Origin of the sequence: Lysinibacillus sp. CNPSo 3705 (assembly GCF_028674935.1) — a bacterium.
GTDB lineage: Bacteria > Bacillota > Bacilli > Bacillales_A > Planococcaceae > Lysinibacillus.
The window spans coordinates 36,344-59,152 of sequence record NZ_JAQZSD010000017.1; the positions used below are offsets into that span (position 1 = coordinate 36,344).

Here is a 22,809-nt window from a genome sequence, read left to right on the forward strand (position 1 = left end):
CGCAGGCATTAAAACGTATTGACAATTATCGGAAGGTTAGTGTGGAGAAATGGTGCTTAAAATTTGGAGATTATTAAGGAAAAAGGGTGAAAATGTGGTATCAATTCAAGGAGGGAAATGCTACATTCGCACATTTTATGAAAAAGATGCACAAAGTTTAACCGATCTCGTAAGTCGCAATAAATACTTTTGGTCTACACATGAGCCGTTACAACGACCTGAATATTATACTATTAATGCTCAATATAAAAAAATTCAAGAATGCTTATACTTAATGGACTCAAAGAGGGAATTTTCCTTTGGTATTTTTGAGCCGGGTACAAATAATTTAATAGGACATATTGCTCTTTATGCAGTAAAACGTTTACCGTATTCTAGTGCGTTTGTTGGTTATGCGATGGATGAAATTTATATTGGAAAAGGGATCGTTACCGAAGCAGTTAATATGGTCGTGCAATTTGCGTTCGAGCAAGTAGGGTTACATCGAGTAGAGGCTTATGTTTCAACACAAAATAATCCTTCTATCCGAGTCTTAGAAAAGGCTGGATTCCAGCGTGAGGGTCTTTTGAGAAAGCTGCTGTATATTAATGGAAAATGGGTGGATCATTATATGTATGCACGTTTAGAGGGTTAATAAAAAGAAGCGTCTATCTTTTAGTGTTTGAAGGATAGACGCTTCTTTTTTTATTATTGTTTGCTACCGTCCATGATTAAATCAAGGCGGCCTGTATTTGGATCAATCACTAATCCATGAACAGGTACGTCTTTAACCATTAACGGGTGATTGCGAATTGTATCCACGCTTTTCTTTACACTTGTTGCTACGTCACCAAAGCCACGTAAAAACTCTTTTAAATCAAAACCTGAATATTCGATCGTGTCGATAGTTTCAGGGGTAATCCCTCTAGCAACCATTTTATTTAACATGGCTTCTGGGTCAACTGCACTCATACCACAGTCGTAATGTCCAACAACATACACCTCATCTGCTTGTAGTTCATAAACAGCTACAAGTAAACTACGCATAATTGCACCAAAAGGGTGACTAACTAATGCCCCAGCACTTTTAACGATCTTTACGTCGCCATTACGCAAATTCATAGCTTTAGGTAACAGCTCTACAAGTCGTGTATCCATACAAGATAACACAACGATGCGCTTATCAGGATACTTTGTTGTAATAAAAGGCTCATATTTCTTTTCTTGAACGAAATCTTCATTAAACTTAAGAATATCTTGTAACATTGTCATGAAAGATTGCTCCCTCCCTTACAGGAATTATTTTAGAGCAAAACTATAAATATGCAAATAATAATGACAATATTCACGCAATTTTTTGCGAAAAAAAAAGAAGTTTAGTAATTTATTTAGCGAATCGAAATAATTAAATATCCGTAAAATCCGCCGGAAAATAATAAAAAACAGCTACTTACTGTAGCTGTTTTTCAACAAAATTAAAATTTTTCGTTTGGTTTTGGATCTACAGTTACTGAAGACTTAGAATCTAAACCAACTTGTAGGTAGTGGATGAAGAATGCCAAAGAGATTAATAAAACGGCACTAAAGCCTAGTACAGTCGTTACGAACATAATAAAAGCCCCTCTCTACTAAAATAATCTACAATATTATCTAAAGTAATTATACAATAGGTTACTAGGAAAATCTAAGGAGAATTTATGACATCCACAACATACCTAGTTAAGACTAATATTAGTAGGGATAAATTACTTGAATTGTCCAGTTGGTAATATGGAAAAGTGATTATTTTTACCTAATAGTAGTGGTGTGATGTACTGAGCTTTGTGCATATCGTCTGCTGAAATAATTAATTTAAAATTACCTTGTCCGTGCTTAGCCACGACGTTTTTTGTACCGAAAGCGTAGCGGCAGGTATAGAAGTCTCCATCTTCAGTTGGTGAAAGAAGTTCTTTGTGCCAGCACAAAGCCGAGTGATGCAATTATGCCAAGGCATAATTGATTGCATATGGGAAGAAATCAAATGAGTCTTTCGGAGCGTTTTCATAGCGGGTGCGAAAAAAGAATTTTGTCGGATAAATCAACGTTAAATTGTTTTATACCATTTTTATGTTATATTTTAGTAATTATTTGAGGTGGTTTTTCATGTTCAGTCGAATTACTTATATGAATGTGTAGATTTTTTTGGATATTTAATCCTGATTTTATGACTAATCAAGCGTTTTTTAGTAATTTTGTGTCGAAGAATAATAACAAATTCTTAACTTTTTTCAAATAAAGACAATTTAGTGTATTATTCTTAATTCGATATAATCAAATATGGTCGAAAGGTGAATAAAAAGTATTTATTTCATCGAAAAAAATGTGAAATACATTTATACTATATTAAAATTATGGAAAAAAGGACGAAATAAAGCTTAATAGGAGATTTGGAGGTTCTAGAATGGATATATCGTCGATTGTAGGGTTAATACTTGCGCTAGTAGCGCTATTAACAGGAATGGTGCTAAAGGGTGTAAGTTTAAGTGCGTTTTATAACCCGGCTGCCATTTTAATTATCATCTTCGGTACAATTTCCGCGGTAACAATTGCCTTCCCCATGAAGGAGTTAAAGCGTGTACCAAAGCTATTTAAAATTCTATTTAAAGAAACAAAATTAGCGGATGATATTGAGATTATTAAGATGTTCTCACAATGGGCTGATTTAGCTCGCCGTGAAGGTCTATTAGCGCTTGAAAGTAAAGCTTCTGAGATTGAAGACCCATTTTTGAAAAATGGACTTACATTAGCAATTGATGGTCAGAATGCTGACTATATTCGTGATGTCCTAACGGAAGAAGTCGAAGCGATGGAAGAACGTCATGCTAGTGGTTCTGCAATCTTTACACAAGCTGGTACATATGCCCCGACTTTAGGGGTACTTGGTGCGGTAGTAGGGTTAATCGCCGCATTAGCAGATATGAATGACATAGAAAAGCTAGGACATGCTATTTCAGCTGCTTTCATGGCTACATTATTAGGTATTTTTACAGGTTATGTTTTATGGCATCCGTTTGCGAATAAATTAAAACGTAAATCAGCTATCGAAGTTAAGCAAAAAAGAATGATGATTGAAGGCATCCTTTCTGTCTTAGAGGGGGAGGCTCCACGTGTTATTGAACAAAAATTATCTTCTTACTTAACAATGGAAGAACGTCGTCAAATTTCTGATGAAAGCGGGGCGGGCGGCCTTGGCAAAGAAAGCTAAGAAAAAAAAGCATGATGAACATATCGATGAGTCTTGGCTAGTTCCATATGCAGATATTTTAACGCTGCTCTTAGCTGTATTTATCATATTGTTTGCATCCAGTTCAGTAGACCAAGAAAAGCTAGAGAGAATGTCAGCGGTGTTTAATCAAGTATTTGATGGTGGAACAAGCTTTTTAGATCAGCCTTCACCGATACAAAGTCCAAATGCGGATAGTGACCAAACACCACAAACGCAACAAAATTCAGCTTACTTGAAGGATCAGCAGGAGTTAGCTCAAATTAAAGATAGTGTTGATAATTTCATTGCTGTTCATGAGATGGAAGGTCAATTCGCAACAGCGATGACTGATGAAGGGTTACTTGTTACAATTCGTGATAGTATCCTGTTTGATTCTGGAAAAGCGGACATTAAACCAGAGTATAAGACAATAGCAAAAGAGCTTGCAAATGTGTTGGTATCTAATCCACCACGTAGTATTGTTATTACTGGTCATACGGATAATGTTCCAGCTGGACCAAACTTCTCTTCTAACTTACAGCTCTCGGCGTTACGTGCAGTGAACTTCGCAGAAATTTTATTGCAGAGTAACTCGAAGTTAGATGGTCGAAACTTTAGTACACAAGGTTTCGGTGAGAACCGTGCCGTTGCACCAAATGATACTAAAGAAGGACGTGCGAAAAATCGTCGTGTAGAAGTGTTAATACAACCACTTGTAACTGAGGATGGTTCTGCCGTAAAAAGTACAAAATAGAAAAAAGCTATTAGCAAACGGCTTTGGTGCCTTTATTGCTAATAGCTTTTTGTTTACAAACCTCTACTTATTTGCGTAAAGCGCCTAATTCAGCAACGATAGCTTGCATCTCGCTCGGACTAAATGTATCACGCTTCATGATCATTTCGTATAAATAGACTAGGTCTTCGTAATTAGCTTCATCGAAATTTTCCGATTTCATCGCATCAACATTAACCATGCGAAGCTTGTCTTTCATTTGATCAATCATATAAATAACGTTTTCTTTTGACGGTACTGATAAATCCATTATTTAAACCTACCTTTCGTAATCCTCGAAAATATCATTTCATTGAATAAAAAAAATGTCAACACTGTATTTCGTCATTGCTTTAAAAATAGACTGTTATTGGGTAGAATAAGGGCAGTGAGTAGTTTAACTTCTGTCGGCAGGTGTTCAAACATCCGCTTAAATAGAGGAGCTCAGTCTAAGAACGCCGCGTCCAGTGACAATTTATCTGTGCGAAAGTGAAGCGACCGCAACAACAACAAAACACGCGACCGAGTGACCAACATCATACTATAGTTGTCGCTACGCTCTGCCGCTACGCTTTCGGGCAAAAAAACATCTGCTGCTGCCGTAACGCTTTTGCAAAAAAACATCTGCGCTGCGGCTACGCTTTCGCGCAAAAAAACATCTGCTGGCCAAAAGCCTTTGGACGTAATTATGCCGAGGCATAATTGATTTATTATTCTAAAAAACAAATACAATTACTAAAGCAGGGGGTATTTAATATGGGACAAAGTAAATTATTAGCATCTATCGTAGTTGGTGCCACAGTTGGTGCTGCGTTAAGTATGTTGGACCGTACAACGCGTGAAAAAACAATAGCTTCAACGAAAAAGATGAAAGAAGCAATATCGTATTATGCAACCAACCGAGAGGAATTACAAGTTCTAGTTGAGGAAAAAGTATTGGCCACTAAAGTGCTATGTGAAAGTGTTTCAGAAAATGTCAACTCAATTATTGATAAAGTTGATGAGTTTAAAGAATTACCTTCCACGATCGAAGGCATGATTAAAGACACGAAATCAGCCTTTTCTTTACCTAATAAAGAATAGTTGTCGTACAGGAGGGAATTTGTATGGAGAAGAAAAAAGCTTCGATACATTCAGCTGTCGGTGTGGTGAAATCATTTGTCTCACCAGACGAAGATACTGTAGATGTGATGACATCAAGAGGCTTTATGCAAGATTTAATACTACGCTTACGACGAGCAGAAATATCAGCTCTTGCAGCGCAATTGGCTTATTTCTTTTTACTGTCTTTTTTCCCGTTACTAATTTTTCTAGTTACATTACTACCATATTTGAATTTAAAGTCGACGCAAGTGTATTCATTTCTAGTGAATATAATGCCGGACGAAGTATATAGGCTTATTGAAAGTACATTAGATGAAATTTTAACAAGCCGAAATAGTAGTTTATTATCTGTCGGGGTACTCGGTACAATTTGGTCTGCCTCTAAAGGAATTAATGCATTGATTAGAGCCTTGAATAAGGCTTATGATACAGAAACTAGGGCGAGTCTATTAGATCGAGGGTTATCCCTTGTTTTCACCTTAGTATTTGTCGTTGTTATTGCTGTCGTTCTACTGTTACCGGTTTTTGGGCAACAGGTGGGGCATTTCTTATTTTCGATCGTTGGCATTGAGGAGCAGTTTGAAATAATCTGGCATAGAACGCGCTGGTCAATACCACCTCTACTTATTTTTATAGTTTTAATGGGGATATATAGATTTATTCCAAATACAATTCCTCGTTTGAAGTTAAAGGGAGTTTGGCCAGGTGCATTATTTTCAACTATTTCCTGGGTGGCAGTAACATATGCTTTCTCCTTTTATATTAATAATTTCGCGAATTATTCCGCTACATATGGCAGTATTGGTGGCGTTATTATTTTAATGCTTTGGTTATATTTCACGGGAATTATTTTAATTTTTGGTGGCATTTTAAATGCGACGATGCAGAAAAAAGTATTGCAAAAAGAACGTATGAAGCAGAAGACACTAGCAAATAGGTAGGAATATGACAAGAACAGCCTCGTATCACGCTTTGTGATACGAGGCTGTTTGTGTTTTAGGCGTTTTTATTAAGCATACGTAAGCCGTTTAAAATAACTAAAATAGTGCTTCCTTCATGTCCGATTACGCCAAGAGGTAAATCGACGACCTGTAAAAAGTTTGAAGCAATTAATAAAACGATAACGCCTATAGAGAAGAAAATGTTTTGTTTGATGATGCGTTGCATTTTACGTGATAAACGTACAGCATAGGCAATTTTTGATAAGTCATTTTTCATTAAAACGACATCTGCTGTTTCTAAAGCAACATCTGTTCCTTCGCCCATCGCAATTCCGGTAGTTGCAGTTGCTAATGCAGGTGCATCATTAATACCGTCACCGACCATCCCTACAAATTTATGTTCAGAAAGGAGTCGTTTCATCTCAGTCACTTTTGTTTCAGGGAGACATTCTGCAACGTATTCTGTCACGCCTGCTTCTTTGGCGATTACCTTTGCAGTCTTCTCGTTGTCGCCCGTTAGCATGACAACATCAATGCCTAGCTCTTTTAGTAATGCTATTGCTTTTTTTGCTTCACTACGAACTGTATCTTTTAGGGCTGCTAATGCGACAATGCCATCTTTGTCACGAATGAAAATAACACTTTTTCCTTCTGAGGCAAGGCTTTCTGCCGCGCCATTTGCAAATTCGATTGCCTCATCTAGACCCACAAAGTCTGGTTTCCCAACAAGATATTCGACCTCATTAACGTTACCTTTGATACCCCAACCTGGAATATCTTCAATCGTCGCTTGAGGAAACTGTGTGATACCTTCTTTTCTTGCGAATAAAGTAATTGCTTGTGCGAGTGGGTGGTTCGATTGTGCTTCAATACCTGCAAGGATTGTTATTGCATGCTCACGGTCTAATCCTTCTCGAACGATAAAATCAGTAACGGTTGGTTTACCTTGTGTTAAAGTACCTGTTTTATCTACTGCTAATGCACGTAATACACCTAAATGCTCTAAATGTAAGCCACCCTTGAATAATACACCGTGTTTAGCACCATTTGAAATTGCTGCAAGTGTTGCCGGCATAATGGATGCCACAAGTGCGCATGGAGAAGCAACTACTAGGAGTACCATTGCACGATAGAAAGTTGTTGTCCAGTCCCAACCGAGAACGAAGTGAGGTAGAAACATCATAATGGCGACGGCGAGTAACGCAATTTTCACATAAGTACCTTCGAATTTTTCTATAAACTGTTGAGATGGAGATTTTTCACTCTGAGCATTTTGTACAAGTTGGATAATTTTTTGGAAAAGTGTTTCTGAATTTGGTTTTGTCATTTCCATCGTAATGGCGCCATTTAAGTTTACGGTACCTGCGAATACCTCGTCGCCTTCACGTTTTGCCACTGGGAGTGGTTCACCGCTTATTGCGGATTCATCGATAGAAGACTGTCCTTTGAAGATCATGCCGTCTGCTGGAATACGTTCACCAGGTTTTACGAGTAGGTGATCTCCAATTTGTAATGTAGAGATAGAAACTTTCATTGGTTCGAAGTTCCCTCGTACGAGCCAAGCTTCTTCGGGTTGTAAGTTCATGAGTGCAGAAATTTCACGATGACTTTTATTCATTGCGTATGTTTCCAGAGCGCCACTTACGGCAAAAATGAAAATTAGAATAGCGCCCTCTGTCCAATAACCGATTGCAGCTGAGCCAATTGCAGCTAATACCATTAATAGCTCAACATTAAGCTCTTTATTTTCAATGGTTTCCTCGATGCCTTCTTTTGCTTTAGCAAATCCGCCGACACAAAATGCAACTATATATAAAATAATAGAAGCTGTCGTTTGCCCGCTAGTATCTAAACGCCATGCAAGTAAAATAAAGAGACCTGCTATAAGGGCTGCAATTAATTCCGCATGCTCTTTTGTTTTCTCAATTAAATTATAATTTTCTCGTTTAGAGTGTTCCACTTTTATTCCCCCTTGATAATGAAAATCAATATCAAAACCCATATAAATCAATGTATATAAACAATATCTAATTGAAAATCGCTTTCGATTAGCTCCTTCTTAATTTAGAATTATTATAACAAAGGTATTTGGAAAAAGAAAGTAAGAAATTTGAAGGGACTTTTAAAGAGTAGGGAAAAAAGCAGGCCGGGATTGAGATGGAGACACTTTGAGGGTTTTTAAAATAATTTTTGAACATAAGAAAAGCACAGTTATTCATAGGAATATTCTGTGCTTCTCAAACTTGTGCAGGCTTATCACTATAAAGTGGGGCAGATTTCCGGTCTGGCTATGCGCTTTCCTAAGAGCGTCTAGTCTTCACTTCAATCAACTGACATACGTTTTAATCAATGTCATACCTAACTTTTGGTGATGAGCCATAAATTATTAAGTTATAAATCGTTTTTGCAGTATAGCTGATGCTATGTGTACACCACAGCTTAAAAACTATGGTTACTATTCAACGCAATTAGAATACTCGTTCTGCGTGTAGGGCAAGTTTTTCTAGGGATGATTTGTCTACATCTGCGTGTAATGAGTTACCGTGAGAGTCCATTGTTACAACAGCCGTGAACTTCTCAACGTTTAAATGCCACATTGCTTCTGGGATACCGAATTCCATTAGGTCAACGCCTTCAACACCTTTAATGCAGTCTGCGTAGTATTGTGCAGCACCACCGATTGCATTTAAGTAAACGCCACCGTGCTCTTCTAAGGCAGCAAGTGTTTTTGGTCCCATACCGCCTTTACCAATTACAGCGCGGATACCGAATTTTTTCATGATGTCACCTTGGTATGGCTCCTCACGAATAGAAGTAGTTGGACCAGCTGCTTTAACTGTCCAGTTGCCTTCTTCGTCTTTTGCCATTACAGGGCCACAGTGATAAATAACTTGTCCATTTAGATCAACTGGAGCATCATGGCTCATTAAGTGATGGTGAATTGCGTCACGGCCAGTATACATACGACCCGTAATTGAAACAACGTCACCAACTTTTAGAGCTCGAATTTGTTCTTCAGTAATTGGTGCAGTAAGTTCTACTACATCTGTAGTAGTATCTTCTGTTGTTGCTGCAACTTCATCTTCTTTAAAAGTAATTTTTTCGCCTTCTTGGTAATGCCAGTTAATAATTTCACCAGTTTGAGGATTGATGTCCACAGCCATACGACGGTATGCCCAGCAGTTATAAGCTACAGATACGTAGAATGATGCAGGGATACGGTGCATGACACCAATTTTACAGCCAAGTAATGTTGCTTCACCACCGAAGCCCATTGTACCGATACCGAATGTGTTCGCAGTTTTCACTACATATTCTTCTAATTTAGCAAGATCAGGATTTGGATTTGTATCTTCTACATGACGGAATAACTGTTCTTTTGCTAAGTCGTAGCCAGAAGAGCGGTCGCCGCCGATACCTACACCGATGAAGCCAGCTGAACAGCCTTGTCCTTGTGCTTGGTATACTGAGTGAATAATACATTTACGGATACCATCTAAATCACGACCAGCGCGGCCAAGACCTTCAAGCTCACATGGTAGGCTGTATTGAATGTTTTTGTTTTCACAGCCGCCACCTTTAAGGATTAACTTAATTGTAATATAGTCTTTTTCCCATTGTTCAAATTTCATAACAGGAAGACCATCACCAAGGTTATTACCGCTGTTTGCGCCTGTTAATGAATCAACCGCATTTGGACGTAATTTTGCATCTGCAGTAGTATCATTAATAGCTTTTTTAATAGCTTCTTTAATTTCTAATTGGTTTACACCAACAGGCGTATAAATTTTGAATGTTGGTAGACCAGTATCTTGACAGATTGGTGATACATTATCTTCTGCCATAATAATATTATTTGAGATTGTGTCTAAGCTCATTGCAGCACGAGTACCAGCATTCTCAGCTTCTTTAGCTTTCTTAATTGCACGACGTACGTCTTTTGGTAGATTAGTAGATGTTTCAGTAATTAAATCGTAAAGACTTTTCTCCAAATTTTGGATATTCATTTAGTGTTGCCCCCCATAGAAAATTTGATTATTTCCACGATACATTATACTCTTTTCAACTAATGAAAAAAAGAGTTCAACTCATTGTGGTCGGAATTAAAGGTCTATTCTCAAAAAGAGGTAATTTAAATGTGAAATTATGTATCTATGCTGTGCTGATCAAATCCCCATAAAGATTGTTAATAAAGAACGTTCGTTCTATAATGAATTTAAAATTTCCTTTAGGAGGTAATATTATGAAGTTACTTAATTTACCTGAAGTATTTGAACAATATCGGACAATAATAGAAGAAACACTACAGCCTACTGTATTTATTGACACGGAAGAACGAAAAACATCTTTATTTGAAAGTAAGTTCGCGGGGGATCCGTATTTTCCTCTTTCAATGGAATATCCGAAAAGTCCTGAGGGGCAACCATTAAAATTACTAGCACAAATTAATTTTGCAAATGTATCTAAGCATTTACCGAATTTCCCTGAAGAGGGGATTTTACAGTTTTTTATTGATGGCTATGATGATGTATTAGGGATGGACTTTGACAATGGCCAAAATCAGGAGGGCTTCCGTGTCATTTTCCACGAACATATTGTCAGTGATGAGTCACAGTTAGTACAAGACTTCTCATTTGTTGAAGTGAAAGAGGAAGAATTATACTTTCCAGTGGAAAAAGAAATGGCATTGTCCTTTAAAGCGGGCTATGAACCATTATCGGCAAACGATTTTAGAAGTGAAAAACTCTATGCAAAGATACTTACTAATATAGAAGACAATGATAATTTAGTAGACTCATTTTTTGACACATTGAATAGTACGGGTCATAAAATTGGTGGATACCCATTCTTTACCCAAGAAGATCCAAGAGCATATGGCGACTATAAAGATTCAACAATTTTGTTGCTTCAGATTGATAGTGTAGGCGAACATATTGTGTGGGGGGATGACGGGGTTGGAAATTTCTTCATCACTGAAGATGACCTTAAACGAAAGGATTTTAGTAAAGTTCTATATAATTGGGATTGCTATTAACCGGAAATGGAACAGAAAAAAGCAAGTGGATATAGCACATCCGCTTGCTTTTATTGTCTTTTTTGCAATTCTTTTTCTGTATGAAAGTGAAGAGTTAGTTATAAAAGACTTTCTGATGTTAAGCTATCGGCGGATGTCACGGATTTTGATAATCGGACGCAATTACGCCAAGTTGAAATTGATTAGTTGTTATTGTTCACGAGCATTAAATTGCTCCATTTTGTCTTCTAAATCATCCATCATTTGAATTAAACGATCGATATCCTCTAATTCAGTTGTTTCAGGATCTATTGCATCTAAAACTTCTAAAAACATTTCAAGACGCTCTTTTAAGTAGTTCATTTGCTGTTTTTTATCAGTGATTGGATTTGACATACATACACCTCATTTCATCCCCTTCATCTTAGCTGATTTGGGACTAAATTTCAATGTTTAGGTAAACACCTAGGACTTAGCGATTATTTTGCGAAAACCAATAGACTGAATATTTACAATACTGAAGGCGTGTGTTAAATTAATATTAAGAAAAAGTAAAGGAGCTGATTTCAAAAATCAAAAAAACTCTAACTCGAAAAGGAGGGAGTTTAAACAAGTACTCGGCCGATGTAAAAGCCGAAATTCGTGTTTATACAATTAAATGGAGATACGTGTTAGTTAGGCCTTAGCGTAAAATCACATGTGGTGAGCGCTAAGGCTTTTTGCTATGCCGTTATTTGGAAAAATGACTTGATGTTGGAGGAAACGATGACATACTTCTCAGATTACAGCAAAAAAAGGTTTGCCATTCTAGTGTTAATTGTATCTATTTCTGGCTTTTCACAAGGGATGCTATTACCGCTAATTTCAATTATTTTTGAACGTGATGGAGTATCCTCTGCGTTGAATGGATTGAACGCAACAGGTCTATACATAGGAACTTTATTAATCTCACCGTTTATCGAGCAGCCATTACGAAAATGGGGCTACAAAACCATTATTTTAATAGGCGGTGCACTTGTCTTCACTTCACTGCTCGCATTTCCCTTATGGAAGAGTGTGACTTTTTGGTTTACCCTCCGCTTACTCATTGGGATTGGGGATCATGCATTACATTTTGCAACACAGACGTGGATTACAAGCACTACAGATCATAAAAGCTTAGGAAAAGGTATGGCCATTTACGGCTTGTCCTTTAGTACAGGTTTTGCGGTTGGTCCTTTGATGGTGAAGCTTATACAAGTTTCAGAAGCATTACCGTTTATTGTGTCCTCGATTATGTGCTTATTAGCATGGGCTTTTGTCTTCCTTTTACAAAATGAAAAACCAGAGAGATTAACGGGAGACTTGCATGCAAGGGGGTGGCATCGTTATAAAATGGCTATTGCATTCGCGTGGCTTGCATTTTTAGGGCCATTTGTTTATGGGTTTTTAGAATCTTCTTTAAATGCCTTGTTCCCAGTTTATGCGTTACGAAAAGGTTTCGACGTGGATATGATTCCTATTATTTTATCAGTCTTTACATTTGGTGGGATTTTGACACAAGTACCACTTGGAGCTATAGGGGATAAAGTAGGACGACGCAATGTCTTGCTGATAGGTTCATTTGGAGGGGCTGTTATTTTTGGCATTGCAAGTTTTGTAGAGCATTCACAAATCGCAGTAGCTGTAGCATTTTTCTTTACAGGTACATTAGTCGGTTCGATGTTTTCATTAGGTATTACTTTTATGGCTGACTTAACACCAAAGGAGTTACTACCAACAGGAAATCTGTTTTGCGGTATTGCTCTAAGTATCGGTAGTTTAACAGGACCATTTTTAGGAGGCATTTATTTAGAATATGTAAATTACAGCTTCCTTTTATTAGTGGCGATGCTTTTGCTAGCTATAGCCATTGTTTTATTAGTATTTGGGCGAAATAAAAATAAGCGACCAGTGTCAATGTAGGGGGATCGTTTTTCCTTGAAGCGGAAAAAAGTAAGCAGCCCGGAGACTTTTGAGTAGTATAATTTAGACAAAATAAAAGAGCGGGGCTCATCTTCCCGCTCATAAAACAAAAAAACGCCCAGCAAATCCGTGCTGTTATGGCGTTCTTTGCGTGACAAGGATGTTCCGTCCAAGTCACATAGGTTTGGCACCTAGAATGATATTATACAGACAAGTTAACATAAAATCAAATAATATTTGTAGATAACACTAACTCAATATAAAAGTTATCGATCCACCGTGCAGCTGTATGTTAAAGGGCGTCACTCATTTTTTGAGGACGCCCGTTTTCATTACTTATTTTTCAACACAAGCTTCGCCACGCACTCCACCTGTGCAGTTTGTGCAAACATATCCACTGGCTGAATATACTCCACATCATAAAACTTCGATAATTCGTTTAAATCCTTCGCTAAAGTTGATGGATTACACGATGTATAGACGAAGCGTTTCGGTTTTATCTTCAACACCGTGCGGATGAATTCTGGTGCTAGACCTGTGCGAGGTGGGTCAACTGTAATAACGTCTGGTGTAAACCCTTCTCTGCGCCATTTTGCTAGGACACTTTCTGCTGTGCCGACTGCGTATTTTGTATGCTTGAAGCCATGGTTTCGGGCATTTTTACGTGCATCCTGAATGCTTTCTGGAATAACATCCATCCCGCGAACTTCTTTTGCTTTGTCAGCCAGCCATAAGCCGATTGTTCCGACACCGCAGTAAGCATCAACAACTGTTTCTTTGCCTGTTAATGCGGCTGCTTTTTTTATTTCATCATAAAGATGAACCGTTTGTGTTGGATTCAGTTGGAAAAAGGCGCGAGCTGATAAATCAAAGGCTAATTCTCCAAGCTCCTCATGAATTGTTTCCTTGCCGTCAAGGACAATTGTTTCATCGCCAAAAATTAACGATGTTTTCTCACGGTTAATATTTTGGGCAATCGAAACAATACTTGGGTCGATTTTTTTAATACGTGCAATGAGTTCAGCTTGATGTGGAATTTCCTTGCGCGTTGTAACGAGCACGACTTGTGTTTCACCAGTACGAATTCCTGTACGTACAACAATCGTACGTACTAAGCCATCGAGTGTACGACCATCATAAATAGTAATATTTAGTTTTTGTAAAATTTTACGCGTTGCCACTGTGATTTTAGATGTAATCGGATGCTGAACAAGGCAATCATTGATGTTCAATAACTTGTTACTACCTTCTGCAAATAACCCCGCATAGACACGTTTACCCTCTTTACGTACTTGATACTGACTTTTGTTACGATAATTCCATGGATTATCCATCCCTAAAGTTTTGCGAACTTCAACTGTATTGGCTAAAGGTTTAGCGTAACGTTCTAATGCTTGAATAACGATATCCCGCTTTTCGATTAGCTGTTTTTTATATGTCATATGCTGAAGCTGGCAGCCGCCACATTCGTTATAAACTGGGCATGGTGCTTCCTGGCGATGTTTTGAAGCTTTGCGAATAGTAACTATTTCTGCTTCGGCAAAGTTTCGCTGTGTTTTAGTTACTTGTGCTGTAATTTCTTCACCAGGAATAGCGCCTTTTACGAATACAACATTACGCTTATAAAAGCCTACTCCTTCACCGTTAATACCAAGTCTTTTTATTGTTAGCGGAAATTTTTGTCCTACTTCCATTGTTGTTTGCTGCGTCAAGCGATCCACGTCCCTGTTCTTTTAATATCATCTCCCCATTATAACTAAGGAGTAGACGATTGCAAAGCGACAGGGGAATCTTCATATTCTAAAACTAAATCGTCAATGGATAAAAATGTATAGCCTTGTTTTTTTGCATCGGCAATAAACCTTGGGAGAGCTTCTGCATTATCTTGTGCAACTGTATGCATTAAAATAACAGCGCCAGGGTGAAGCTGTTCCATTAATGCATTATACGCATAATCTGCACCACGACGGACATCCCTTTCCCAATCCTTAAAGGCAACAGACCAGAAAATATGACGGTAGCCCTCAGTATTTGCTACCTCTAATAATTTCGCATTAAATGTACCTTCAGGTGGTCGGAAGTATGTTGTACGCTTTATACCAGTCAATCCCCGGAGTTTATCGTCAAATTTTTTCCATTCTGTACGCATAGCATCTGGCGTTAATCTCGCCATATTTGGATGTCCATATGAATGGTTGCCGATTGTGTGGCCATCTTTAATCATGCGTTTCACTATATCGGGGGCACTTTCTAAATAATGACCAGTTAAAAAGAAGGTGGCTGGTGCTTTTTCCTTCTTCAATGTATCCAAAATGCTTTCTGTAAACCCATTTTCATATCCGTTATCAAAGGTTAAATACGCAACTTTTTTATCAGGCTTACCTTTATAAATAGCACCATATTTCTCAAGTAGCTGATCAAGCTGTGCGCCAGCCTCAGCTGGTTCACCGTTTTTTGCTTTCTTTAATCCCCAATGGTATTCATCGGAGCCAGAAGCTGAAAATGGATTAAAGCTAATCGCTGCGGCAATAATAAAAGTAGCGATGACCGCACCTACAATATGCTGTTTCCACATATAAAAACGCATCCTTTCTTTTTCATTAGAATGCGTATTTTTAAAAAAATTATCCTATTTTATTTAATGCGATAAATATTGAAGAGGAAATACCGATGCAAAACTGGAGCATACCCACAGAGCAATACCTTCGAAAAATGTTATAATGGTCAGTAGTGAGGTGTTTGAAATGCGTATTATTACGAAAATTGCACGTCAAAAAAACAACCCAGAACGTTATAATATATATTTGAACGAAGAATACGCTTTTCCTGTAGATGAGGCAATTCTCATTCAATTTGGATTAACGAAGGGAAAAGTACTTGAGGAATTTGATATTCAGGAAATTGCCTATGAGGATGAGATTCGAAAAGCCTTTAATAAAGGGTTAAATTTTTTGTCTTATCAAATGCGTAGTGAGCATGAGGTCAAGAAAAAGCTTCTCTCGTTAGAATTTGGGGAAGCGGTTATTTTAGAAGCTATTCAAAAGCTTAAATCATACGGCTTTTTAAATGATGAAACTTACTCGAAGGCGTTACTCGATACGAAAAAAGCTACGATGAAAAAGGGTCCTAAGGCAATTAGGCAAGACCTTATGAAAAAAGGAATTGATAAAAGCTTACAGGATGAGGTTCTTGCTACGTACAGTCATGCGGAACAGGTAAAGCTTGCCACACAATTGGCTGAGAAGGTCATTCGATCGGAAAAAAAGAAAACACCAACACAAATAAAAGCTAAAATTCAAGATTTTTTAATGCGAAAAGGTTATTCTTTTAGTGTTGTAGATGATGTGCTCAGTCAAATAGAGATTGAGCAAGATGAAGATGAATGGCAACAGCTACTTGATGGACAAGGCGAAAAAGTTTGGAAAAAGTATTCATCGAAGTATACTGGCTATGAATTAAAAATGAAAATAAAGCAGGCTCTCTATCAAAAGGGGTTTCCTATAGAGGTAATAGATCGTTTTATAGAAGAGAAGGAGAATGAGGAATGAACGAAAAAAATTATGCTGCAATGTCAGAGCACGAATTACGTGAGGAAATAGCAATGATAAAGGAAAAGGCACGTAAGGCGGAACAGCTAGGTATCATTAATGAATTCGCAGTATATGAGCGTAAGGCATTAATGGCGGCTGCTTATTTAGTAGATTTGGATACAATAATTCCTGGAGAAATGTATCGTATTGACGGCTCTGAAAATGAATTTTTTCAAGTGGATTATTTAAAAGGTCGCTTTGCTTGGGGACATCGCTTAGGGGGCGAAAAATATCAAGAGGCTTTACCTGTTTCCATGCTATCTCCTGTAAAGGTGGGCAAATAAATGGAAGAAAAAATTGAAAAACTAACTGCTGAATTACTTACAAAAAACCCGCAAATGTCAGTAGGACGTGCACGAGTATGGATTGAGCTTTTATGGAGTGATTTTGAATCGACTTCTGCAAAAGCAGGCTACTCCTATCGTGGTGCTGATTACACTGAAAATTTAGTGCGGCAATTAATTAATAGCTACGGCGATAAACTTCATGCATTTGCAGGACGCAATCCTAAATACGCACATTTACTCGATGCTAGTGATGATATAGTACAATAACAAAACCCTGACCAATATTTGGTCAGGGTTTGCTGATGTTTAATTACTTGCACCAACCTGTAATTTTTTTTGAAGTTTATCTTCGGTAAAAATCCAGCCTGTGTATGAAGTGATAATCTCATTGTCATCGTTTAAATGAGCGACAGCAACGAACGGATAGCGATTATCACTACGGTAACGCAGATCAATTAATCTTACTTCGGTTAAGCCATTATCGAGTTCTGAAATTTCCCAGCGATACAATGGTGAGAATGACACGAAAGCAGCGAGATTGCGATCTTTCAATGCTATTTCGATAAGAGGCGTTTTCGGTAAAGGTTTTATTTCGAATTTATCATAAATATTAACAGTTCGCCCATAAGCGCGCCCAACGTAATAATGCGTTTTGGATTTTGCTGCAATTCGCCAGTGGAAGAATCGCATTGTAGGGGCTACAATGACATACTCTTCATCCTGTATGGTTTTATGCACAGCGTTCTTTACAGCTTTTTGGACTGTAAAGCGTAAAAGATAGTAAACGATAATAATGAGATACATAATACTAAATGTCCAAACCGGATTTGCACCAAATGCCCAAAGTAAAATGCCAAGGCAATGTAGTGTAAAAATAATTGGATCAAACGTATTAATAACACCAAGTGCAACCCATCTTCTAGAGAATGGTCGAAGTGCTTGTGTACCATAAGCGTTGAAAATATCAACAAAGACATGAAGTGCTACAGCTAAAAATGTCCAAAGCCATAAATGAAACACATTTGCGTCTTGAATAATAAGTGCTAAAACCGCTGTAATTAATATGGGCCAAAGAGCTACTGCTGGTAGTGAATGTGTAATTCCTCGATGATGTCGAATATAAACGGCATTGTTGCGTAGTTTTAACACTGTATCGACATCAGGTGCCTGTGAGCCAATAATTGTACCTGCCATTACTGCGGTAAAGGTCATTGAATGATCTGCTACAACGGGGTCGACTAATGCAAGACCTCCGAGGGCAATACCCATAACGAAATGTGTGCCTGAATCCAAAAATATCCACTCCTTGTATGCAACAAAAAAGAGTACAATTACATACATGTATATTTCAATCATCCGTAATACGTGATATTTACAATTAAGAAAGTTGTTTTAAAGCATGAAGAATTATGACGTTTTTTGTCGTTTTTGACAGATAATCTTTTCTTAATTGTATACTCTTTTTACCATAAATAAAATCGTAAAGACGCAGGAGGTCACTGTGAATTATCCATATGTAACAGAATTTCGACAATCTTTAGTTGAATGGTTTAATGTTGAGAAACGTGATTTACCTTGGAGACATACTACGGACCCTTATAAAATCTGGGTATCGGAAGTGATGCTCCAGCAAACACGTGTCGACACAGTTATTCCTTATTACAATCGTTTCATGGAAAGTTTTCCAACATTAGAATTACTCGCGGAAGCTCCGCAAGAATACTTATTGAAGCATTGGGAAGGCCTTGGCTATTACTCCCGTGCACGTAACTTACAAGCGGGGGTCCGTGAGGTATTAGAAAATTACGGTGGGATAGTACCCGATAATCGCCACGAGATTTCAACATTAAAAGGCGTAGGCCCATATACAGCTGGCGCTATTTTAAGTATTGCCTATAATAAGCCCGAACATGCAGTAGATGGCAATGTTATGCGCGTTTTAAGTCGTGTGCTTTCTATTCATGATGATATAGCAGTTCCAAAGACTAAAAAGGTTTTTGAAGCGGCTGTTGAAGAATTGATAGATCCCGAAAATGCATCGTCCTTCAATCAAGGCTTAATGGAGCTGGGTGCACTTATTTGTACGCCAACCTCACCAAAGTGTTTATTGTGTCCAGTTCGCGAATACTGTACCGCTTATAATGAAGGTGAGCCAGAAAAATTACCGATCAAATCTAAAAAAGTAAAGATGAAGCATATCTCATACGATGTGCTTGTATGCCAAGATGACGAAGGTCGATTTTTATTAGAACAGCGAGCAGCAGAAGGTTTACTTGCTAACCTATGGCAGTTTCCAATGCTTGAGCACGGTAAAGATTCAATAGAGACATTTATAAATGATTATGCTATGAATGTTCAATCGCAAGAAGATTTATTAGCATTTAAACATGTTTTTTCACATTTAACATGGCATATAAATAGCTATTTTATGAAATGCAATTCAGCAGTTAAGGGCGAATGGCTGACTCGAGAGCAAATTGAATTATTACCAATGCCCGTTCCAATGCTGAAAATTTGGCAAGAAATTAAGGGTTAATCAAGAAAATAAAATTTTATAAAAATTAATGAGCATAAAAGCATTCACCTCGGTACACAATAATGAGCGTGGAGGTGAATGAATAATGAAAAAGCAAAATAACAACCAAAATTTACAACCGAATAAAAACATGCAACGTCAAAGTCAAGAATTTGGTTATGAAACAGACGTTAATGAAGTGCAAAAGCAAAATGCTAAAGCAGAGCAAAAAAAAGCTCAAGCTTCAGGTAACTTCAATAAAACTAACCAAGATCTTGGTGAATAAAACTTTGTAATTGCATAATTGCATTTACCTCTTAGGAGCTGTCTAAAATCGAAAAGATTAATAAAGGCAGCTCCTTTTTAATTTTTCGGAAGCGAGGAAGAAAGGCTTTGATTCAGAAAAAAATCCAATTTGTATATAAACACAAGCAAAAAACTTCAATTGGATTGTTGTTATGATAAAATTCGCTTCAAATTAACGGAATTTCGTACAAATTTAAAAGAGCGCAGGGAAATTTGTGGTTTTCTAACTACACCTTTCGCGTACACATTGCTATAATATACTAGAGACTGCTAGATTTAGGTAGCATATAGACGAAAAGGTGGGCTTCAAAAATGGCAATACCGGTAGAAGGAGAAACGATACAAATACATAGTTATAAGCACAATGGCCGTATCCACCGTGTTTGGCAAGAAACAACGGTTTTAAAAGGGACGAAAAATATAATTATCGGTGCGAATGAACGGACACTTGTGACAGAATCCGATGGTCGTACTTGGCTAACGAGAGAGCCTTCTATTTGTTATTTCCATGCGGAGCACTGGTTTAATATCATTTGCATGCTACGTGAGGACGGTGTGTATTATTATTGTAATCTAAGCTCACCATTTGTTTTCGATAATAATGCCATTAAATATATTGACTATGATTTAGATATTAAAGTTTTCCCTGATATGTCTTATTCACTCTTAGATGAGGATGAATATGAGCTACATCGTAAGGAAATGTCTTATCCAGATGTCATAGATAAAATTTTAAAGCGCAATGTCGATAAATTAATTAGCTGGATTCAACAAAAAAGAGGACCCTTTGCACCTGATTTCATCGATGCCTGGACAAGTCGTTATAAGTTTCAGCTCGATATGCAAGCAGATGATTAGTTGCACCTATTAGTTTTACTAATGGGTGTTTTTTTATGCCTTAAACAATCGGATTGCAAAATAGTTAGTGCTAAAGCTAAATTAAATGTACTTAAAGCAAAATATTGCTATAATACGTTTGGACATTCAATTTGTGGATGTCTGTTTCTTTTTATGTGCTATTTACATAAGAGGGTTATTAATAAGGATGTGATAATAAATTGGGTAGTATTAAGCGTTATATGAAATTTGTAAAACCGTATACATGGGAAATTATTTTAACGATTCTAATTGGTATAGTGAAATTTGCGATTCCGTTATTTATTCCATTACTTATAAAAATTGTGTTAGATGATATTATCGATGCAAAAAGTCTAACGGATGCAGAGAAGACAAAGGAATTGTTTTATTGGTTAGGTGGTACTATCATTGTATTCTTTATTATTCGACCACCGATTGAGTATTACCGTCAATATTTCGCTCAAAATGTCAGTAACAAAGTGCTTTTCGATATTCGAAAACAAATATATGCACATTTACAGCGATTAAGTTTAAGATACTATGCTAATACAAGAGCTGGCGATGTTATTTCAAGAGTGATTAATGATGTGGAGCAAACAAAAAACTTTATCATGACAGGCTTGATGAATGTTTGGCTAGACCTTGCGACAATTGTTATTGCTATCGGTATTATGTTTGCCATGGATGTTAAGCTTACGCTAGTAGCATTAGTTGCGTTCCCATTTTATGCATTTAGTGTGAAGTACTTCTTTGGTAAACTTCGATCTTTAACACGGAAACGATCACAAGCACTTGCGGGTGTGCAAAGTTATTTACATGAACGTGTAGCTGGAATGAGTATTATTAAAAGCTTCACGCTAGAAAAGCATGAGCAAAAATTATTCGACGAAGCAAATGGTGAATTTTTAGAAAAGGCACTAGACCATACGAAATGGAATGCTAAATCCTTTGCGGTGGTAAATACCATCACGGATGTAGCACCTCTCCTAGTAATTGCTTATGCAGGATATCAGGTTATTAATGATTCTCTTTCAGTCGGGACGATGGTGGCCTTTATCGCTTATATCGAACGACTTTATGGTCCACTTCGTCGTCTTGTTAGTTCATCAACGATGTTAACACAGTCAATAGCATCAATGGATCGAATGTTTGAATTAATAGATGAACCTTTTGAAATAAAAAACAAGGCTAATGCGTTAGAGCTACCTCGAGTAAATGGTGAAGTCCGCTTTGACAATGTGAACTTTCAATATGAAGAAGATGGCTCACAAATTTTAAACAACATCAATTTCACGATTAACCCTGGAGAGACAGTTGCATTTGTAGGAATGAGTGGCGGAGGAAAATCAACTATTATTAGTTTGATCCCTCGCTTTTATGATACTACTAGTGGCGCGGTGCGTATTGATGGAAATGATGTACGAGACGTAACATTACATTCTTTACGCTCACAAATTGGAATCGTCCTACAGGATAATATTTTGTTCAGCGATTCGGTAAAAGAAAATATTTTAATGGGCAAGCCGGGTGCTTCTGATGAGGAGGTAATGGCTGCAGCAAAAGCGGCAAATGCACATGATTTTATTATGAGCTTGCCAAATGGCTATGACACAAAAGTCGGGGAGCGCGGTGTGAAGTTATCAGGTGGACAAAAGCAGCGAGTAGCAATCGCTCGTGTATTTTTAAAAAATCCGCCTATTTTAATACTGGATGAAGCAACTTCTGCGTTGGATTTGGAAAGTGAGGCACTTATTCAAGAATCATTGGATGTACTTGCACATGAACGCACAACTATTATAATTGCTCATCGACTGTCTACGATTACACATGCAGATAAAATTATTGTTATAGATCATGGACAATTAATTGAAAGTGGTACCCATGAGCAACTAATGCAAAAAGAGGGGACTTACTTTAATTTATTCCAGGTGCAGCATTTAGATTGATATACCACTTTATAATAGAAAAAATGTGGCTCCTATAACGTAGGGTTGATTTCCGTTCCGGCCAGGCGCTTTGTTGCTGTCGCTCCGCTTCCGCACAGCCGCTCACGCTTCGCTTTCGCGCAGAGTAGAGCTTCCTGGGGGCGTCCAATGAGCCGCTTCACTCGCGATGCATCTGAGGAGTCGCTTGGACTAACAAGTTTTTATATGCGAAAGCATAGCGTAATGTCATCCCAATTTTTTGATAATGAGTCAATAATTTAAAAATAGCGTTCCGTTTAAATATAAATGGACGCTATTTTTTTGTCTTAT

General features: G+C 37.5%; 23 protein-coding genes. 14 read left to right on the forward strand and 9 right to left on the reverse strand.

Annotation, left to right across the window (positions count from 1 at the left end; genetic code table 11):
- The first annotated feature begins 49 nt into the window (after nt 1-49).
- Entirely contained in the window at nt 50-634 is a 585-nt protein-coding gene (locus tag PVA17_RS09635) for a GNAT family N-acetyltransferase (RefSeq protein ID WP_274067568.1), read from the forward strand.
- Nucleotides 635-687: 53 nt separating this feature from the next.
- Here the strand turns inward: PVA17_RS09635 and PVA17_RS09640 are convergent, their stop codons facing one another.
- Together PVA17_RS09640 and PVA17_RS09645 are read right to left on the reverse strand one after the other, a co-directional pair.
- Entirely contained in the window at nt 688-1,251 is a 564-nt protein-coding gene (locus tag PVA17_RS09640; RefSeq protein WP_132363364.1) for a beta-class carbonic anhydrase, read from the reverse strand.
- A gap of 203 nt (nt 1,252-1,454) precedes the next feature.
- A complete protein-coding gene (locus tag PVA17_RS09645) occupies nt 1,455-1,589 on the reverse strand; it encodes a hypothetical protein (protein WP_256469474.1) in 135 nt (44 codons plus the stop codon).
- A gap of 830 nt (nt 1,590-2,419) precedes the next feature.
- Here PVA17_RS09645 and motA point away from each other — a divergent pair.
- Together motA and motB are read left to right on the forward strand one after the other, a co-directional pair.
- Nucleotides 2,420-3,223, forward strand: coding sequence for a flagellar motor stator protein MotA (motA, locus tag PVA17_RS09650; RefSeq protein ID WP_079562711.1), 804 nt, complete (start codon nt 2,420-2,422; stop codon nt 3,221-3,223).
- A complete protein-coding gene (gene motB, locus PVA17_RS09655) occupies nt 3,207-3,977 on the forward strand; it encodes a flagellar motor protein MotB (protein WP_132363362.1) in 771 nt (256 codons plus the stop codon). Before motA ends, motB begins: the two co-directional genes overlap by 17 nt.
- Nucleotides 3,978-4,044: 67 nt before the next feature.
- Here the strand turns inward: motB and PVA17_RS09660 are convergent, their stop codons facing one another.
- Nucleotides 4,045-4,266: a DUF1128 domain-containing protein gene (locus PVA17_RS09660; protein ID WP_049668842.1), complete on the reverse strand. Its 222-nt coding sequence runs from the start codon at nt 4,264-4,266 to the stop codon at nt 4,045-4,047.
- A 485-nt stretch (nt 4,267-4,751) separates the two neighbouring features.
- On the opposite strand from PVA17_RS09660, the gene PVA17_RS09665 reads away from it, so the two are divergent.
- Together PVA17_RS09665 and PVA17_RS09670 are read left to right on the forward strand one after the other, a co-directional pair.
- Entirely contained in the window at nt 4,752-5,078 is a 327-nt protein-coding gene (locus PVA17_RS09665; protein WP_132363360.1) for a YtxH domain-containing protein, read from the forward strand.
- A gap of 23 nt (nt 5,079-5,101) precedes the next feature.
- Nucleotides 5,102-6,040 carry a YihY/virulence factor BrkB family protein gene (locus PVA17_RS09670; RefSeq protein WP_132363358.1) on the forward strand — a complete coding sequence of 313 codons (939 nt, stop codon included), beginning with the start codon at nt 5,102-5,104 and terminating at the stop codon, nt 6,038-6,040.
- Nucleotides 6,041-6,095: 55 nt separating this feature from the next.
- Here the strand turns inward: PVA17_RS09670 and PVA17_RS09675 are convergent, their stop codons facing one another.
- Entirely contained in the window at nt 6,096-8,000 is a 1,905-nt protein-coding gene (locus tag PVA17_RS09675; protein WP_274067569.1) for a heavy metal translocating P-type ATPase, read from the reverse strand.
- Between the two features lie 508 nt (nt 8,001-8,508).
- A complete protein-coding gene (locus tag PVA17_RS09680; protein WP_132363354.1) occupies nt 8,509-10,047 on the reverse strand; it encodes a fumarate hydratase in 1,539 nt (512 codons plus the stop codon).
- 236 nt (nt 10,048-10,283) lie between these two features.
- On the opposite strand from PVA17_RS09680, the gene PVA17_RS09685 reads away from it, so the two are divergent.
- On the forward strand, nt 10,284-11,075 hold the full coding sequence (locus PVA17_RS09685; protein WP_274067570.1) for a YwqG family protein: 792 nt from the start codon (nt 10,284-10,286) through the stop codon (nt 11,073-11,075).
- Between the two features lie 189 nt (nt 11,076-11,264).
- Here PVA17_RS09685 and PVA17_RS09690 read toward each other — a convergent pair whose 3' ends face one another.
- Entirely contained in the window at nt 11,265-11,450 is a 186-nt protein-coding gene (locus PVA17_RS09690) for an SE1561 family protein (RefSeq protein ID WP_049668848.1), read from the reverse strand.
- A 369-nt stretch (nt 11,451-11,819) separates the two neighbouring features.
- Here PVA17_RS09690 and PVA17_RS09695 point away from each other — a divergent pair, with 369 nt between their 5' ends.
- Nucleotides 11,820-12,998 carry an MFS transporter gene (locus tag PVA17_RS09695; RefSeq protein WP_274067571.1) on the forward strand — a complete coding sequence of 393 codons (1,179 nt, stop codon included), beginning with the start codon at nt 11,820-11,822 and terminating at the stop codon, nt 12,996-12,998.
- 332 nt (nt 12,999-13,330) lie between these two features.
- Here the strand turns inward: PVA17_RS09695 and rlmD are convergent, their stop codons facing one another.
- Entirely contained in the window at nt 13,331-14,710 is a 1,380-nt protein-coding gene (gene rlmD / locus PVA17_RS09700; RefSeq protein ID WP_274067572.1) for a 23S rRNA (uracil(1939)-C(5))-methyltransferase RlmD, read from the reverse strand.
- 44 nt (nt 14,711-14,754) lie between these two features.
- Nucleotides 14,755-15,573, reverse strand: a complete 819-nt coding sequence (locus PVA17_RS09705; protein WP_132363348.1) for a polysaccharide deacetylase family protein — start codon at nt 15,571-15,573, stop codon at nt 14,755-14,757.
- A 169-nt stretch (nt 15,574-15,742) separates the two neighbouring features.
- On the opposite strand from PVA17_RS09705, the gene recX reads away from it, so the two are divergent.
- The 3 genes from recX to PVA17_RS09720 are packed head-to-tail and all read left to right on the forward strand — an operon-like array spanning nt 15,743 to nt 17,142.
- Nucleotides 15,743-16,546, forward strand: a complete 804-nt coding sequence (gene recX, locus PVA17_RS09710; RefSeq protein ID WP_132363346.1) for a recombination regulator RecX — start codon at nt 15,743-15,745, stop codon at nt 16,544-16,546.
- Entirely contained in the window at nt 16,543-16,872 is a 330-nt protein-coding gene (locus PVA17_RS09715; protein ID WP_053483069.1) for a YfhH family protein, read from the forward strand. Before recX ends, PVA17_RS09715 begins: the two co-directional genes overlap by 4 nt.
- The gene (locus tag PVA17_RS09720; protein ID WP_132363344.1) at nt 16,873-17,142 is read left to right on the forward strand and encodes a YfhJ family protein; all 270 of its coding nucleotides are present in this window, start codon (nt 16,873-16,875) and stop codon (nt 17,140-17,142) included.
- A gap of 39 nt (nt 17,143-17,181) precedes the next feature.
- On the opposite strand, the gene PVA17_RS09725 is transcribed toward PVA17_RS09720, so the two are convergent.
- A complete protein-coding gene (locus PVA17_RS09725) occupies nt 17,182-18,168 on the reverse strand; it encodes a metal-dependent hydrolase (RefSeq protein ID WP_132363342.1) in 987 nt (328 codons plus the stop codon).
- Nucleotides 18,169-18,376: 208 nt separating this feature from the next.
- Between PVA17_RS09725 and mutY the strand changes: the two genes are divergently transcribed.
- The 4 genes from mutY to PVA17_RS09745 all read left to right on the forward strand — a co-directional run bounded on the left by mutY (nt 18,377) and on the right by PVA17_RS09745 (nt 22,500).
- On the forward strand, nt 18,377-19,411 hold the full coding sequence (gene mutY, locus PVA17_RS09730) for an A/G-specific adenine glycosylase (protein ID WP_274067573.1): 1,035 nt from the start codon (nt 18,377-18,379) through the stop codon (nt 19,409-19,411).
- Between the two features lie 85 nt (nt 19,412-19,496).
- Complete coding sequence (locus tag PVA17_RS09735) at nt 19,497-19,676, forward strand: gamma-type small acid-soluble spore protein (protein ID WP_132363338.1); 180 nt, start codon at nt 19,497-19,499, stop codon at nt 19,674-19,676.
- A gap of 332 nt (nt 19,677-20,008) precedes the next feature.
- Nucleotides 20,009-20,554, forward strand: a complete 546-nt coding sequence (gene ntdP, locus PVA17_RS09740) for a nucleoside tri-diphosphate phosphatase (RefSeq protein WP_132363336.1) — start codon at nt 20,009-20,011, stop codon at nt 20,552-20,554.
- A gap of 200 nt (nt 20,555-20,754) precedes the next feature.
- Nucleotides 20,755-22,500, forward strand: a complete 1,746-nt coding sequence (locus PVA17_RS09745; RefSeq protein ID WP_132363334.1) for an ABC transporter ATP-binding protein — start codon at nt 20,755-20,757, stop codon at nt 22,498-22,500.
- Nucleotides 22,501-22,809: the final 309 nt, after the last annotated feature.